Below are 14355 nucleotides of genomic sequence, written 5' to 3'. Positions count from 1 at the left end.
GATTTCTATTGTCAGCATCAGGCCCACGGAGTTGGCAATTTCTATAGCGATGTTACCGAGCTTTCGATCGATCCCGCCGTTCCAGCGACAATTCCACTTTTGCTCGACAAGGTGGTCGAAGCCGTGCCAGTGCTTGAGTCGGATTGGGTACACGAGATCGCGCTGCCGAGCACGCTGCTTGCGCAGTTCTTCGGACGAGAAGTGATTGAACGCGCCACCGTGGTGTTGCCTGCCGGTTACGACGAACATCCAGAACGGCGGTATCCAGTGATTTATGAGATTCCTGGTTTCGGGGGTACGCATCGTCCGCCGGCCCGTTATCGCAACGCGGCACCGCAGGCCGGCGAAGGGGAAGCAGATTTCATCCGCGTGCTACTCAGCGGCAATTGCAAATGGGGGCATCACGTTTACGCAGACAGCGCCACCAATGGCCCGCGCGGGGCGACGCTCGTGCGCGACATGATACCGCACGTCGATGCGAACTTTAGGACGATACCGCAAGACAGCGCTCGATTTGCCACCGGGCACAGCTCTGGCGGCTGGGCGAGCTTGTGGTTGCAAGTTAATTATCCCGATACGTTTGGGGGCTGCTGGAGCACTTCGCCCGATCCGGTCGATTTTCATGATTTTCAGTTGATCAATCTGTATGCCAACCCACCAGAAAACATGTATGTCGATCCGCAAGGGCAGGCCCGTCCGATTGCGCGGCGGGGGACCGAGCCGTTTTTGTTCTACTCTTCATTCGCCAAGATGGACGACGTTCTGGGGCGAGGAGGTCAACTTCGCTCGTTCGAGGCCGTGTTCAGCGCGCTCGATACAGACGGGCTGCCGCGCCGCCTGTGGGACCGCCAGACAGGTCAAATCGACTCAGCGGTCGCTAAAAGCTGGGAGAAATATGACATTCGACTGGTTTTACAGCAAAACTGGTCGACGTTGGGGCCACAACTGGCCGGTAAACTGAATATTATTACGGGCGCATTGGATACGTTCTATCTCGACAGTGCCACGCGCCGACTGAAAGAGACACTCCACCAGCTTGGGAGCGACGCGGTCGTTGAAATTCAGCCCGGCAAAGGGCACAGCGACATTCTGACCGCCGATTTGGGGCGCCGGATCAGGCAAGAGATGTCTGCCCAATTCCGCAAGCATCATCCAGATTGAGTCGTGGGCTGCGACTTCGTATCGCGGTCAGCGCGTCGTTATCACGCTCCACGGCATCTCGAGCCCTGCCAGCCATCCCAGCGCGAGCGTGGCCGCTGTGTAAAAGCAGCACAGCAAAAAGCCGTTGCCGAAATCCAGGTCGTAACATCCGAAGGCGATGCCTGCACCGATCGATAGAAACACCGGAGCGATCATGAAATAACTCCAGGTCGACGAGCGCAGATCCACTGGGATAAACGAGAATCCGAGCCACAGCAGTGAGAAGCCTAGTCCGCAGATCGTGGCCCGCACCCACAGCCAGCGGCCACGATGCGGCTCCAACTCGTCGTTGCGCAGGAAGGCGTACCCGGCGATTGTTAGTGGCACCGAAATGGCCAACAGTGCCAAGGCACGCAAGGCAAAAATATCTTTGAATATTTTTCCAGCAAACGCGGCGATGGCCAATACTGTCAAAGCGCCGCACACCGCGATCACGGTGGGAATCAATTGCAGCTTGGCTTCCTTGCGGGTGATCGGCTTCATCACCGCTTCGCCCGTAGCCGTTTTGCCGCCGGCAGCAAACGCCTCGGGGGCGTGGATCTGGACTTGTTCTTCTACCTTGGGAATGGTGATTGGCGCTTTGCACTTGGGGCAGGGCCCCTGCTTGCCGGCGAACTTTTCGCTGACCTGAAAGCGGGCTTTGCAACTGGGGCAGAGGACGGAGATTGGCATGCGCGCGGGCTCGACGTCTTGGCAGCGGGGATCAGTGGGCGTCCGGTCCTTCTAGTCTGAACCGGTCATGCGGATCAAGTCAAGGAGTCGACGCCCAGCAGCCCCGCCCGAAAAGGGGCGACTCGCCAATTGAAATGGATCGCCACCTGAGCGTTAGGACCACTGCCACCAGGGGAAGTGACGCAGGATCGACACAGCAAGACGATTATTCGTCCGCGGCTATTCATCCTCAGTCAAGTCACCCTCGGTGATCATGGAGAAGCCCTTGTTGGCCAGGGTCTCCATTCCCATGTCGATATTGTCGACCATCAGGGCCACCGCCGGTTGGCCACGCGGACGAACCAGCAAGGGGTACGCCTGAACGATGTTCACCTCGGCCTGCAACAAGGCGGTACAGACCTGCAACAGAGGCTGCGGGCCCTCGGGCAGTTCCACGCCAATTAAGTCAGTTTCGATCAGGGCCAGGCCGGCCCGTTCGAGGATTTCCCGCCCTTGCTCAGGATGGCTCAGCAAAAAGCGGACAAAGGCACATTCGGCGGCGTCAGCGATCGACAAGGCGACGATCCGCACCTTGCTCCCCTCGAACCGGCGAACGACCTCGAGCAGCTGCCCGACGCGGTTTTCCAGGAATACCGTAAATTGGCGGATCGACGGGTAGTTACGTCCGCGCATCGTCGAATAGCCCGTGCCAGTCCCTTCACTTGTGCTCATTGCGCTTTGTCTCGCTCGCGACGTTGTTGCGGTGATTAGCACCTGTGGCGGGCATGCGCGCAACACGACCAATTCTCTGCCCAAAAGGACCCGCTAACTGTAAAGAATCGACAGCCTTGCGTCAACTAACCGAGCAGATCGTCTTTGTCGGGGACTAGCGACTTTCTAAGATGATGTCCGCCTTTGACCACCGCATGCGCGCGTGGGTCCCAACGAACAACGTTATCGTGGCGATTGGAACCTGGGAGTGCCTCCGGCAATGATTCTCGAGCAAGACATCCAAATTCGCGTCCGTTATCAAGAGACGGATGCCATGGGCGTCCTGCACCATGCCAATTATTTCACTTACTTCGAGATTGGCCGTACGGAACTGCTGCGGGCCAACGGCCGCGACTACCGCCAAGTTGAAGAGGACGGCTTATTCATGGTCGTCGTGCGTATCGGTTGCACCTACAAGCGATCGGCGCGCTACGACGACATGCTCACCTTGCGCACGCGCGCCACGCGTATTTCGGCGGCCAAGATCGAGCATACATATGAAGTTTTGCGCGGCGACGAGTTGCTGGCCGAAGGGCACAGCACACTAGCCTGCGTCGATCGCGAAGGGCGCGTGCAGCGCGTGCCCGAATGGCTGCGGCAAGACTCATAATTGCCGTAGGCGCGGCTATCCGCGCAATCCCAGCGGCGCCATCAATTGATCGGTGGCCAGGTAGGCTTCCTCGACCCATTCAACGATCTGGTCCGGGTCCGGCGCGAATTCCAGTTCAATTGAGATCGTGCCATCGATTTCCAGCTGCTTGATCTCGGCCAGATAGGGCTCGAACGGCACGACGCCTCGTCCCGGCGGAAGATCGCCATGGACCTGGCCATCGCAGTCTGAAATGTGAACGTGGCCGGCGCGCCCCTTCAGTCGGCGCAACTCTTCTGGCTTGACGTGCGAGAGTGCCAGGTGCGAGATATCGATATTGGCCTGCACGCTCTCTAGATCGACGTCGTCCAAAAAAGCAACCATCGTGTCGATGTCGTTGACCAGCGAAAGCGGAAAAGGCTCAAGCTCGATGGCGATCTTTAATCCCAGCTCGCGCGCTTGCAGGCCCAGCTCGCGTACCGCCACGGTAGCCCAGCGCCATTGCTCGCCCGCGGGAATGACTTCCTTGTTCCAAATGTATTCGCCTAATACCAACAACACATTGGCGGCGCCAAAGTCATACGCCAAATCGAGGTAAGCCGCGACGCGACCGCGGTGAAATGCACGCACGCTCGGGCTGGGGTCGGCCAATCCCACTGCCACGCAGGGCAGCGACACAATCGGCAGTTCCAGCTCGGCGCACGTCTCGCGGATCAGCCGACGCTCGCACGCGTCCAGGTCCAAAGGATCGGTGAATATATCGACGGCGTCGAATCCGATCGCCTTGGTTTTGCGCAGCCCAAAAGCAGTCGGCTGGTTCGCTTGCACCCAAGCAGAGTTGATCAAGCCGAGTTTCATGGTCGGTGTGCTCTCCTCATGCTGCGCGGTGAATCGAGTTGGAGTGGTGGGTAGATCGCGCGCACCAAAACGGTAACGAAAAGTGATCTCGTTCTCACGTTTTAGGCGAGCGGCGGCCGTCCGCGACCTAGCACGAGCGATACCACGAACAGCACCACGAAGACGAGACAGAGGATCTTCGCCGCGTACATCGCTACCCCCTCGAGGGCACCGAATCCTAACGCCGCGGCAATGAGCGCGATGATGAAGAACGTAATGGCCCAACGCAACATGGTACGATCCTCCGCGAGAGGTCTGGAAACGCAGAAACGGAGCCGACGGCAATGCCAATGCCGCCGGCTGCCCGTTCAAGCCTACCATGCAGAGAGCGGCTCAGGAGGCGAATTTACCGAGCGCCCTGGCCTTCGGGCGTAGTTTCGCCCGGGTGGTACACGCGCTTGGCGCCGGCTACGACGTCGTCCCAGTAGAAAAGGTTCTCTTTGAGCTGCTTCTTGGACAGCAGCTCGGCCTGATCGAAAAAGTTGGGACTCTTTGGATCGCCGCTGGCGCCATAGGGAAGCAGCGACTTACTTACCACTTTGTCGCCAAATTCCACGGCCGCGATGTAACTCGCCCCGACCACCGCATAATGATTCTTCATTACTTTCAACGGTGGCGCGTAGATCGTGGGCGTGAAGTACATCGTGAATACCACGCCCGGAGGGCCGGGCATGCCGGCACTGGGCAGACTTGCCGCGTTGTCGCTAAATGGGATCTTGATGAAGTCCGACACGTTGGCGTGTCGTTGCAAGCGGCTGATCTGGCCGTAGGGAATCTTCCAGTTGCCAAACGTGCTCTCCAACTTCTTGGCCGCGGTCACCAGCGCCCTGAGCTGCTCGGCAGGGTTCGAGACGAATTGTTGCTTGAGCGTCTCGGCCGGATAACCGAAGCCGTACAACTCTTCGTACCAGGCCAGGCACAGGCTCGCTTGTGTGGAATCGATGTTTCCAACGCAATTCCAGTCCAACAGGTGTACCAAATAGGGCTCGACCTTGGCCGCCAAATCGGGATCCGATTCGCGCAACGCGGCCAGATCGCGACGATACCGTGGCAACTCGGTAAGGGCCCAGTAGATCGTTGTGTCAAAGGCCAATTCCTGCCAATGCTCGAAGGTCACATCTTTGGCGTCGCGCAACAAAAGTCGCGAAATCTTCGCCCGCCGCTTGTCGTCGTACTGGTCTTCGACCATGTACTTCGGATAGTCGCCAATCGCGGGACCGGCATTGTCGGTGGTGGTATAAGGGGTCGAATTGCAATTCTGTACGTAGCCAGACGGCGGATTAAGTACTTGCGGCAAATCGGCGATCGGATGAATGCCCTGCCACTCGGTGCGCGGGTCGCTGCCGTCGACTGTTTTGTCCCAATCGAACGATGGATCGCGCTTTGGGACGATGCCGTTGTACAGATAGTAGATGTCGCCGTGTACGTCGGCGTAGACGGTATTGAACAGGTGCAGGTCGAGCATGCCCATCGCTTCGCGGAAGTCATTGATGTTCCTGGCACGGACCATCTTCATGGTTTGCCGGGACAACACGGCGTCGTACATCTTGGCGACTGCGCCCGAAACGTATTCCTTGTCGTTCAGCTTGTGCAGGATCGGACCGTGGTGCGTCTTTCGGAGTGTCACGTCAACCGACTCGAAGTCGCCGCCGCGTTTGACCTTGATCGTGTCAGTCCATTGCACGGCTTTGCGGTATTCATTGCCATAACGATAGTTGAGCGGCTCGTCCGGATCGTCAAAGGTCTCGCGCCACGAACTGCCGACGTTGGGCTCGTTAGTGGTGAAGCCCCAGCCGCAGTATTCGTTGTGTCCTAGCGCCGGGATGGGCGTTCCGAAAAAGGCGCCCCCCGTGAAGTTCCACCCCTCGCCGCTGCGCATGTGCGCTTCGTAGAACTGTCCAAAGCCATAGTAGGGCTGGTGAGGATTGATCAGCAGCATGGCTTTGCCCGATCGCGTTTTGCTGCCTGAGATGGCCCAGGCGTTACTGCCTGTCGCGGCGCGAACTTCTTCCTGAATCTTCTTCTCGCCGTAGGAGGTGGGCAGGTCGCCGCCGGGCACATTCATGTGGCCGCCGACAAGTTCCAAGATGGCGGCTCGGGCGAAAGCCAGTGGATACCACGGTTCGAAACGTTTGAGCAGTCGCGGCTTGGTGCGCGGATGCGTTTCGAGATAGAAGTTAATGCCGGCGACGAAGGCGGTACCCAATCGCTGCAGTTCGGGATCGAGCTTATCGAAGTCCTCTTTAGAGCGTTGCGGAATCTCGAACGCACGGTTGCGAATATCCTTCGGCAGCACGGGCTTGCCGTACAATTCAGCGTAACGACCCAGGCCCATCAGGTACGAATCTTCGATCTGCCAGAAAAAATCTTCGGCCTGACAGTAACCGAATCCGAACAGCACGGCCGCGTCGGTTTTGCCGTCGATGTGCGGCATGCCGTATTTGTCGCGATAGATTGTCACGGCACGGGCGAGTTCTTGATGATCGAGCGCGCCGGTCTTGCCCTCGTCCGCCCGACCGGAATCACACCACGCGAGCGAGGCGACGACACCAAGCAAGAGCACCGCCAGAAACGACTCCCGATGTCCGCAAGGCATAGTGACACTCTCCCGAGTTGCAAATCAAAATGAATAATGAGGGCCAAGGGCCACCCAAGACGAAATGGGCACATCCGGCACTTCGGCCGGAGCCGTGTCACTAGTCTACCCAACATAGACGGCGAATCGCCAGCCCCGTAGGCGCGGGCGCCCGCAAGCATTGCAGCTAGAATTACGTGGGCTCTATGAACTCGACCCGGTTTCCGCAGGGGTCGCGGAACTCGCAACGGCGATAGCCGGGAATCGGCAGGCCCTCTGAAGTTTCGATCCCCAGAGCGGCCAACCGCTGCCGCCAGGCCGGCAAATCCGTGACCGAGTACGCAACGTGGGCCTTCGAGGAGTGGCGATCAACCCCCTCTTCGGTGCCAATGTGGAGTTGCAAATCTCCAACGGCCAGCCACAGGCCCCCACGATCGGCCAACGACGCGGGCTTTGCCACTTCGACCAGGCCCAACACTTCGCAATAGAAACGCCGCGCGGATTCTTCCTGGCCCTTTGGCCAGGAGATCTGGGCGTGATGTATGCCGGCGATCATGCCACTTGGTCCTCGATCAATCGCTGATGGTTTCACAGGGGCCGGCAAGTTCCGCCAGCACGTTAGCGAACGTCTTGAAAGCCGTTGGGCCGAAGAGCACGAACCGAACCAGCTGGGGCTGGTCGTACTGGCGAAGAAACTCAAGCACGGTCGTCAATGCCACGCGGGCCGCGTCGGCAAGCGGATAGGCATAGACTCCGGCGCTAAGTGCCGGCAAGGCCACTGAACGGCAGTCGTGCTCGATCGCCAATTCCAACGATCGGCGAAAAGCCCCGCTGAGGAGTTCTGGCTCGCCCGCGTTGCCGCCATCCCACACCGGCCCTACGGCATGCGCCACAAAGCGGGCGGCCAAGTTGCCCGCCGCCGAGATAACAGCCGATCCCGTCGCGCAACCTTGCGGAAATTTTTGCAGTGTTTCTGCGACGATGGCAGGGCCGCCGCGACGATGAATGGCACCGTCCACTCCGCCGCCAGGGGATAATTGGCTATTGGCCGCGTTCACAATCATGTCGACGACTTCGTCGGTAATGTCACCTTGGCGCAGCTCTAAGAGACAATTGCCGATTTTGACGCGCTTCATGTTCGCCCTCTCGCTACATCGACAAAGGCACCGAGCCTTAGGTCAAGCCCGTCGGAAATTATATCAGTTGCGTCAATAATCCGGTGCGACGCAGAGTGCGTGGTACACTTGCAAGGCTCTCAGTTCCTAGATGGACGATCGATCGATGCAACGATTCTGCAGTTTTGTCCTGCTGTGCGCACTTTCTAGCACCACGCCGGCGCGGGCCCTGGATCTGTTCGTCGACAACGTGCATGGCGACGACGATCGCGACGCCACCACGCCTGTCACTGCCGGCGCGATCGGGGGTCCGGTGCGTTCACTGGCCCGCGCGTTGGATCTGGCCAACGCCGGTGACCGGATTGTGATGGCCAACACGGGCGAGCCGTATCGCGAGAGTGTTACGCTGAGTGGCGGGCGGCACAGCGGGCTCGGCTCGAAGCCGTTTATGATCGAGGGCCATGGTGCGATACTGGAAGGCTCACGTCTGGTGCCAGCCAAGGCGTGGGAGCATTTCCGAGGCGAGTTGTTTCGCTTCCGGCCGTCGCGTGGTTCTTTCGCGCAGTTGTTTCTCGACGGCCCGCCAGCTTCGCGGCGACCCCTGGATTCTGCCGCTGGAATCCTGCCCCGGCTCGAGCCGCGCGAGTGGTGCCTGGCCGATGGCATGGTCTACTTTCGCGTCGACCAGGGGGAGCTACCAGCCGATTACGCGATCTCGTTCGCGGCGCTGACCGTCGGCGTTACGCTGTACGAGGTGCACGACGTGGTAATTAACGAGCTCACCGTGCAGGGCTTTCAACTTGACGGCATCAATGCCCACGATTGCGCCAAGAATTGCACGCTGACCGGCACGATCTCCCGAGGAAATGGTCGCGCAGGAATTGCGGTAGGTGGCGCATCGAGCGTACGAATTCAGTCGTGCCTGGTATACGACAACGGCCTGGCGCAGGTGCTCACGAGTGGATTGTCGACCACCGCGATCGACGAAACCGAACTAGAAACGAAAACCGCGCCGGCCCTGGTTCGCCGCGGCGGAAACCTGTTTCTGGATGGGCGCCGCGTGGCCGAATAGGCGATCCTTGTTCGCAGGCCGGTCACCGGGCCGCAGAGAATGGTTGCGGCCAAAACGTCGCCGCTGAAGGCCTAGCTTTTGGTTGCCACGCCATCGGATTGCGGATAGTGAGCGTTTGTTGTTGGCGGAGTACCAATCGCAACCGATTGTTTGCCGGCGGTTGGTTCTACAGGATCGTTCATATGTTCGGCCTCTTCCCAGGCCGCGTTGACGTCGCGGCGGCTGCGGAAATAGAAAATCGCCCCCACGATGGCGATCGTAATGGTTACAAATCGGTAACCAAAGGCCACCAGCAGCCCCTCGTCACGCGCCACCTCGGCACCACCCGGTACGATGCGATAGAGGATCTCCATGGTTCCTTCGAAGGCCCCTAGACCGCTCGGCAGCAGCGGCACTGCGCCCGCTAGCATGCCAAGAGACACGATGATGAAATGTTCGCCGAGCGTCGGAACGGCCCCGGGTAGTCCTCGCGCGATGCAATAGATGCCCACGGTGTTCATTACGTGTACCAGCACGCTGAGCGCCAGGGTTAGCGCCAAGACGCCGGGGCGGGTGCGATACATGCGTATCGCTTCCAGCAACCGGCCGATGATGAGGCCCACCTTTGGCAACCCGCGCAGCCAGGTCGAGAAGCGGCCGTTCGTGAAGCCAGGCATGACCAGCGCCGTGATCAGGATGCCGCCGATCAGGGTACACCACAGCGTGATCTGCACGAGTATCTGGACGTCGTGATTGGGGGACGAGGTCATGCCTGTGACTAGCGCGGCCACACTGGCCACTAGGAACAGCGCATACAAGCCGATCACGCGATCGATGACAACGGTAGCCACGGCCTCGGCGCGTTTCCCCTTTTGCTCACGGGCGATAAATACGGCTTTGAACAGATCGCCGCCGACACTGCCCAATGACACAAAATTGAACAGATACCCGAGGAAGCCCAGCCGAAATGCATCGGCCATGCGAAAGGGCAGATCAAGGGCGCGAACCAGATAAAACCAGCGCACGAAGGTCAGACAGGTCGCTCCCATGCAGAGAGCCCAAGCGACGACGAAAAAGCCCCAATGTTTGGGCTGGTCCATGACCCGCGCGAACGAGTCGTCGCTAACGGCGTCGTAAACTAAGTAGGCGACGATGCCGATTGAGACGCCGAACTTCAGCAGGTTAACCAGCAGCTTCTTCAATCGTTCCTCCGCCCTAGTGCGGACACCTCGCATTGCCGTGTCGGGCTGCGGCGCGCCAGGATTGACAGTGTTTGGCCAGGGTGATAAAGTTTCCGGTCGGCGAATGCAACCCCGATTCTAGTCTGGAGTTGTGGCCGGGGTCGAGGCTTGCCGCAGCCGTATTCCAGGCGGCGCATTCGGCTCGACCAAAGTTTACTGGGGGATTAGCTCAGTTGGGAGAGCGTCTGGCTGGCAGCCAGAAGGTCAGGGGTTCAAGTCCCCTATCCTCCACTTGCAAACCGACATGAAGACGCTGTCCAGCAACTTGCCTCAAAGGGCCGATTGCTGAACGGCGTTTTTTCTTTGAGTGACGTCTAACCCCCCTGGGTATCAAGGTATCTAACTGCGCTGCGCGTTGTGCCTGGGACGATTATCCGGTCCGCGCCGCGTGGATCAATTCAATCGCACCTTGCGCGGCCAGGTCACTAGCCACCTGTCGGCCCAATTCTTCGGCACCGGTTAGATGAATATCCTGGCTGTGTGCTTGTGGGCCGGGCGTCTCGCGATCGCTCAACACCCGCTGGCGACCGTCGGAACTCAGCACGACGCCGCTGAGACGTAGCCCTCCGCTCGCCACGATGCGTCCCCAGCCGGCGATGGGCGCCAGACATCCGCCGGCGAGCGCCATGAGCATGGCCCGTTCGGCGGTGACGGATTGATGTGTCGCTGGATGGTCGAGCGCTGCGAGGGCCATTCGAGTCGACTCGTCGTCTTCGCGGCATTCGATCCCCAATGCCCCCTGGCCGACCGCCGGCAGGATCACCGACTGAGGGAGAACTTCGGAGATCTCGTTTTCCAAGGCGAGCCGCCTCAGGCCGGCCTCGGCCAGCACCAGGGCGTCGTAGTCGCCAGCGTGCAGCTTGCGCAATCGAGTATCAACATTGCCGCGGATGTCCTTCATCAGCAAATCCGGACGGGCATGAAGCAGTTGTGCGCGACGGCGCAAACTGCCAGTGCCGATGCGCGCACCAGGGGGCAAGCGGGCGAACGTGTCGCCAGTACGCGATACCAGTACGTCACCGGTCGGGCCGCGCTCGGGAACGGCCCCCAGAAGCAGCCCGACGACCAGTTCGGTCGGTAGATCCTTCAGGCTGTGTACCGCCAAATCGATGTCGCGGGCCAACAGGCTACGCTGTAATTCCTTGGTGAATAGTCCGTCGCCGCCGATCGAGCCGATGGCCTGCGTCTGGTTGCGGTCGCCTCGAGTGGAGATGAGTACGAGTTCAACATCGTGCCCGCGATTGCGCAGCTCCGTCGCGACCCAATCCGCCTGCCAACGGGCAAGCGCACTGGAACGGGTGCCGATTCTGAGAGTGCGTGATGGCAAGGTGAAGCTCGATGCGGAGTGCAATGCAGGATTCGACCGGCAACCGACAAAGAAAAACCATTATAGGCGAAATCGCCTGCATTCAACGGGCACTGTCGGCACGGGCCAATACGGCAATTGTCACGGTCGTCGCACCGGCTCGTTTCAACGTCTTGGCGATTTCGTCGCAAGTTGCGCCAGTCGTGAGCACATCATCAACGACAAGCAGCTTTTTTCCCTGCACAGCGACATCCTCCGCCAGGCGAAAGGCACCTCGCACGTTTTGCAGCCGTTCGGTGCGAAGCATCGGCCCCTGTTTTCTGGTGTTGCGCACGCGACGCATTGCGCGGTGCAACATTGGCGCCCGCAGTCGGGTCGCCAGCGTGGCGGCCAATAACTCGGCATTGTTGGCGCGACGTACGAGCCGGCGCGCCCAGTGCATTGGCACCGGGAGTACGGCGTCGACCTTGGCCCCGCCTAGTTGTTCGGCATGGCGTGCATATAACAGACCTGCCGTGGCCACGGCCAATGATTCGTGCCCCGGCCGTTTGAGTTTCAAAACACACTCGCGCAAGTCCCCCTTGTAGGAACCCAGTGGCAGAACGCCGTCGAAACGCAATTCTCGGCCCTGGCAATCGGCACACGCTTGTGGTCCGGCGGATGACACGGCGGACCCACAGCGCGGGCAACGGCTGGTTTCGGCGCCGGCGAGAAGCTTCTGGCAATCCGCGCACAGCAGAATCTCCGGAGGAAAATCGGCGGATTCCATGGAACACCACACGCAACGCGGGGGCAGCACTAGCTCGAGAATTGCACGGCGAGATTGGTCGACGACCCGGCGCAGTTTGGGAGACCATGCGAGGCACGGCAAGGGAAACCACCCTGCCCACTGTGCAATGTTCGATGGAAGCAAGGATTTTCGATTGCTGCCCACTATCGGCATTCCCAATTCAGCGACGGACCTGACAGGTTCGTAATATTCGTGCGTCCGGCGATCGTCGCGAGCAGTCTCCGGCGAACATCATTCCTCACACGCGTGTCAAACCTAACTTGCAGACAATGACAGCGACCACACGACCAGATTGACCCCTTGCCGGAACCTTCGTATGCTACCGCGTTTAAATCATGCCGTCTTGGCCCACGAGGCAACTTTTATGACGTCGGTCGACTCCTTCAGCAGGCGCGCCGCGGCGGCTGCCAGCCAACCGATTAGTGCGCTGATGCAGCGGGCATTGGCGCATCCCGAGTTGATTTCGTTGGCGGCCGGATTTGTTGATCAGGTTTCGCTGCCGGTCGACGAGACTCGGGAAGCGATCAACGCTGTTTTGAAGGATGTTCGCCGCGCCCAGGCTGCGCTGCAATACGGGACGCCTGCTGGACATCTGCCATTGCGCGAAGCCGTGCTCGCCCATCTGTTTGAAAATGACGGCGCGGCGATTGCCGGACAGCATCTGTCCGTGGATCAGGTCTTGATGACGGCGGGCAGCAACGAACTGTTGCACTTGCTGGTCGACACGCTGTGCAATCCAGGCGATATCGTGATCTGTCCGGAGCCAACCTACTTCGTTTTTCTGGGCATCCTGCACAATATCGGCGTTCGTGCGGTAGGTGTCGCGTCGGATGAACGGGGTGTCGTACCGGAGTCGCTCGACGAGGAACTGGCCCGGCTTGACGCGGCCGGCGAGCTGGGCCGCGTGAAAGCCCTGTATGTCGTCTCGTATTTCGACAATCCCAGCGTGGTCACGTTGGCGGAGGAACGCCGCGGTCCGGTCGTGGACGTGATTAAGCGCTGGTCGCGACAAGGGACGATCCGCATTATCGAGGACGCGGCTTATCGCGAGCTGCGCTACGCCGGTGATGACGTGCCGAGCCTGCGGTCGTATGACCCCGAAGGGGATACCGTCATTTTGACAGAGACGTTTTCCAAATCATTCTCGCCAGGTGTACGGGTTGGTTGGGGCTTCTTGCCTCGCGATCTGATCGAACCGGTCGCGAATCAGAAGGGCAATATCGATTTTGGTTCACCCAACCTGAGCCAGCATTTGATGGCAGCCGTGATGGAAGAGGGCCTGTTGCGCCCGCACATCGAGAAGCTGCGCGATCACTACCGCGCCAAGATGATGGCGACGCTGGCTGCGTGCGACGATTACCTAGGCGACCTACCCGGCGTCAGTTGGAACCGTCCGCAGGGTGGCATCTATGTCTGGCTGCAATTGCCAGAGCATGTTGACACGGGGCCTGGTGGGTCGCTGTTCGATCATGCGGTGGAAGAGGGCGTGCTGTACGTGCCGGGCGAGTACTTCTATCCTGATCCGCAACGGAACGCCGGCACAAACATGATTCGCCTGTGCTACGGCGTGCAATCGGTCGAGCGGATTCGCCGCGGTGTCGAGGCCCTCGCTCGGGCGATTCACACCGTGCTGGCATGATCTGACCGCCTTCGGGGCGGCAAATCCGCCTTGGTGAATGGCGGACCAAGTCTTATTCTGGGCGGCCCAAACGCGCCCTGGCACGCCCTCTTCTGCTAGCACGGTGGCAGTCGGCAGTTACTCTCCGCATGCGGAGCGTCGGCCTACGCCAAGATTTCGAGCACCGATGAAGATCATCGACCGCTACTTACTGCGTCAGTTCACTCACGTATTTGTGATCTGCTTCGTCAGTTTGACCGGTTTGTACGTGATGCTAGACGCGTTTAGCCACCTTGACGACTTCATGCGCTATTCCGAGACGCAGGGAAGCCTGCTCGGCGTTCTGGGAGAGTACTACTTTTACAAGTCGATAGGGTTCTTCGAGCGTCTCAGCGGCGTGATCTCGCTCATTGCCGCAATGTTCACCGTGGCGTGGATTCAACGTCACAACGAGCTCACGGCGCTGATGGCCGCGGGCATCACGCGGGTCCGGGTCGTGAAGCCTGTTATCGTGGCCTGCATAACTCTCGCCGTCCTCACCGCCGTTGGTC

At 59.8% G+C, this 14355-nt stretch carries 15 protein-coding genes and 1 tRNA gene; 6 read left to right on the top strand and 10 right to left on the bottom strand.

Annotation, left to right across the window (positions count from 1 at the left end):
* Positions 1–1161, top strand: a 1161-nt coding sequence (locus VGG64_19070; GenBank protein HEY1601710.1) for an alpha/beta hydrolase-fold protein, incomplete at its 5' end; no start/stop codon positions are given.
* A 27-nt stretch (positions 1162–1188) separates the two neighbouring features.
* Here the strand turns inward: VGG64_19070 and VGG64_19065 are convergent.
* A complete protein-coding gene (locus tag VGG64_19065; GenBank protein ID HEY1601709.1) occupies positions 1189–1872 on the bottom strand; it encodes a hypothetical protein in 684 nt (227 codons plus the stop codon).
* 219 nt (positions 1873–2091) lie between these two features.
* Complete coding sequence (locus VGG64_19060; GenBank protein HEY1601708.1) at positions 2092–2583, bottom strand: acetolactate synthase; 492 nt, start codon at positions 2581–2583, stop codon at positions 2092–2094.
* Between the two features lie 202 nt (positions 2584–2785).
* On the opposite strand from VGG64_19060, the gene VGG64_19055 reads away from it, so the two are divergent.
* The gene (locus tag VGG64_19055; GenBank protein HEY1601707.1) at positions 2786–3232 is read left to right on the top strand and encodes a thioesterase family protein; all 447 of its coding nucleotides are present in this window, start codon (positions 2786–2788) and stop codon (positions 3230–3232) included.
* 15 nt (positions 3233–3247) lie between these two features.
* Here the strand turns inward: VGG64_19055 and VGG64_19050 are convergent, their stop codons facing one another.
* From VGG64_19050 to VGG64_19030, 5 genes are all read right to left on the bottom strand, one after another.
* On the bottom strand, positions 3248–4069 hold the full coding sequence (locus VGG64_19050) for a sugar phosphate isomerase/epimerase family protein (GenBank protein ID HEY1601706.1): 822 nt from the start codon (positions 4067–4069) through the stop codon (positions 3248–3250).
* Positions 4070–4170: 101 nt separating this feature from the next.
* Positions 4171–4341, bottom strand: a complete 171-nt coding sequence (locus VGG64_19045) for a DUF1328 domain-containing protein (protein ID HEY1601705.1) — start codon at positions 4339–4341, stop codon at positions 4171–4173.
* 113 nt (positions 4342–4454) lie between these two features.
* Positions 4455–6704, bottom strand: coding sequence for a penicillin acylase family protein (locus VGG64_19040; GenBank protein ID HEY1601704.1), 2250 nt, complete (start codon positions 6702–6704; stop codon positions 4455–4457).
* A 172-nt stretch (positions 6705–6876) separates the two neighbouring features.
* A complete protein-coding gene (locus VGG64_19035) occupies positions 6877–7239 on the bottom strand; it encodes a VOC family protein (GenBank protein ID HEY1601703.1) in 363 nt (120 codons plus the stop codon).
* A gap of 16 nt (positions 7240–7255) precedes the next feature.
* The gene (locus VGG64_19030; GenBank protein ID HEY1601702.1) at positions 7256–7819 is read right to left on the bottom strand and encodes a macro domain-containing protein; all 564 of its coding nucleotides are present in this window, start codon (positions 7817–7819) and stop codon (positions 7256–7258) included.
* A gap of 145 nt (positions 7820–7964) precedes the next feature.
* Here VGG64_19030 and VGG64_19025 point away from each other — a divergent pair, with 145 nt between their 5' ends.
* On the top strand, positions 7965–8870 hold the full coding sequence (locus VGG64_19025; GenBank protein ID HEY1601701.1) for a right-handed parallel beta-helix repeat-containing protein: 906 nt from the start codon (positions 7965–7967) through the stop codon (positions 8868–8870).
* Between the two features lie 71 nt (positions 8871–8941).
* Here VGG64_19025 and VGG64_19020 read toward each other — a convergent pair whose 3' ends face one another.
* On the bottom strand, positions 8942–10051 hold the full coding sequence (locus VGG64_19020) for a lysylphosphatidylglycerol synthase transmembrane domain-containing protein (protein ID HEY1601700.1): 1110 nt from the start codon (positions 10049–10051) through the stop codon (positions 8942–8944).
* Positions 10052–10248: 197 nt separating this feature from the next.
* Between VGG64_19020 and VGG64_19015 the strand changes: the two genes are divergently transcribed.
* Positions 10249–10321: transfer RNA gene (locus VGG64_19015), tRNA-Ala, on the top strand.
* Positions 10322–10460: 139 nt separating this feature from the next.
* On the opposite strand, the gene hemC is transcribed toward VGG64_19015, so the two are convergent.
* Together hemC and VGG64_19005 are read right to left on the bottom strand one after the other, a co-directional pair.
* The gene (hemC, locus tag VGG64_19010; GenBank protein HEY1601699.1) at positions 10461–11417 is read right to left on the bottom strand and encodes a hydroxymethylbilane synthase; all 957 of its coding nucleotides are present in this window, start codon (positions 11415–11417) and stop codon (positions 10461–10463) included.
* Between the two features lie 82 nt (positions 11418–11499).
* Entirely contained in the window at positions 11500–12339 is an 840-nt protein-coding gene (locus VGG64_19005) for a ComF family protein (GenBank protein ID HEY1601698.1), read from the bottom strand.
* A gap of 163 nt (positions 12340–12502) precedes the next feature.
* Between VGG64_19005 and VGG64_19000 the strand changes: the two genes are divergently transcribed.
* Positions 12503–13825, top strand: coding sequence for a PLP-dependent aminotransferase family protein (locus VGG64_19000; protein HEY1601697.1), 1323 nt, complete (start codon positions 12503–12505; stop codon positions 13823–13825).
* A 166-nt stretch (positions 13826–13991) separates the two neighbouring features.
* Positions 13992–14355: LptF/LptG family permease (locus VGG64_18995; GenBank protein HEY1601696.1), on the top strand; the 364-nt coding region annotated here is incomplete at its 3' end.

Source organism: Pirellulales bacterium, assembly GCA_036490175.1.
In the GTDB taxonomy this organism is placed as follows: Bacteria; Planctomycetota; Planctomycetia; order Pirellulales; family JACPPG01; genus JACPPG01.
Note: the sequence above shows the minus strand (reverse complement) of the source record. Positions and strands in the feature narration are given on the sequence as shown.

What these genes read in the sequence shown, in the direction of transcription:
- VGG64_19025 (HEY1601701.1), top strand. Translation starts at nt 7,965, where the DNA reads ATGCAACGATTCTGCAGTTTTGTCCTGCTGTGCGCACTTTCTAGCACC.
- VGG64_19000 (HEY1601697.1), top strand. Translation starts at nt 12,503, where the DNA reads ATGCTACCGCGTTTAAATCATGCCGTCTTGGCCCACGAGGCAACTTTT.
- VGG64_19065 (HEY1601709.1), bottom strand. Translation starts at nt 1,872, where the DNA reads ATGCCAATCTCCGTCCTCTGCCCCAGTTGCAAAGCCCGCTTTCAGGTC.
- VGG64_19060 (HEY1601708.1), bottom strand. Translation starts at nt 2,583, where the DNA reads ATGAGCACAAGTGAAGGGACTGGCACGGGCTATTCGACGATGCGCGGA.
- VGG64_19030 (HEY1601702.1), bottom strand. Translation starts at nt 7,819, where the DNA reads ATGAAGCGCGTCAAAATCGGCAATTGTCTCTTAGAGCTGCGCCAAGGT.
- VGG64_19005 (HEY1601698.1), bottom strand. Translation starts at nt 12,339, where the DNA reads ATGCCGATAGTGGGCAGCAATCGAAAATCCTTGCTTCCATCGAACATT.
- VGG64_19040 (HEY1601704.1), bottom strand. Translation starts at nt 6,704, where the DNA reads ATGCCTTGCGGACATCGGGAGTCGTTTCTGGCGGTGCTCTTGCTTGGT.
- VGG64_19050 (HEY1601706.1), bottom strand. Translation starts at nt 4,069, where the DNA reads ATGAAACTCGGCTTGATCAACTCTGCTTGGGTGCAAGCGAACCAGCCG.
- VGG64_19035 (HEY1601703.1), bottom strand. Translation starts at nt 7,239, where the DNA reads ATGATCGCCGGCATACATCACGCCCAGATCTCCTGGCCAAAGGGCCAG.
- VGG64_19045 (HEY1601705.1), bottom strand. Translation starts at nt 4,341, where the DNA reads ATGTTGCGTTGGGCCATTACGTTCTTCATCATCGCGCTCATTGCCGCG.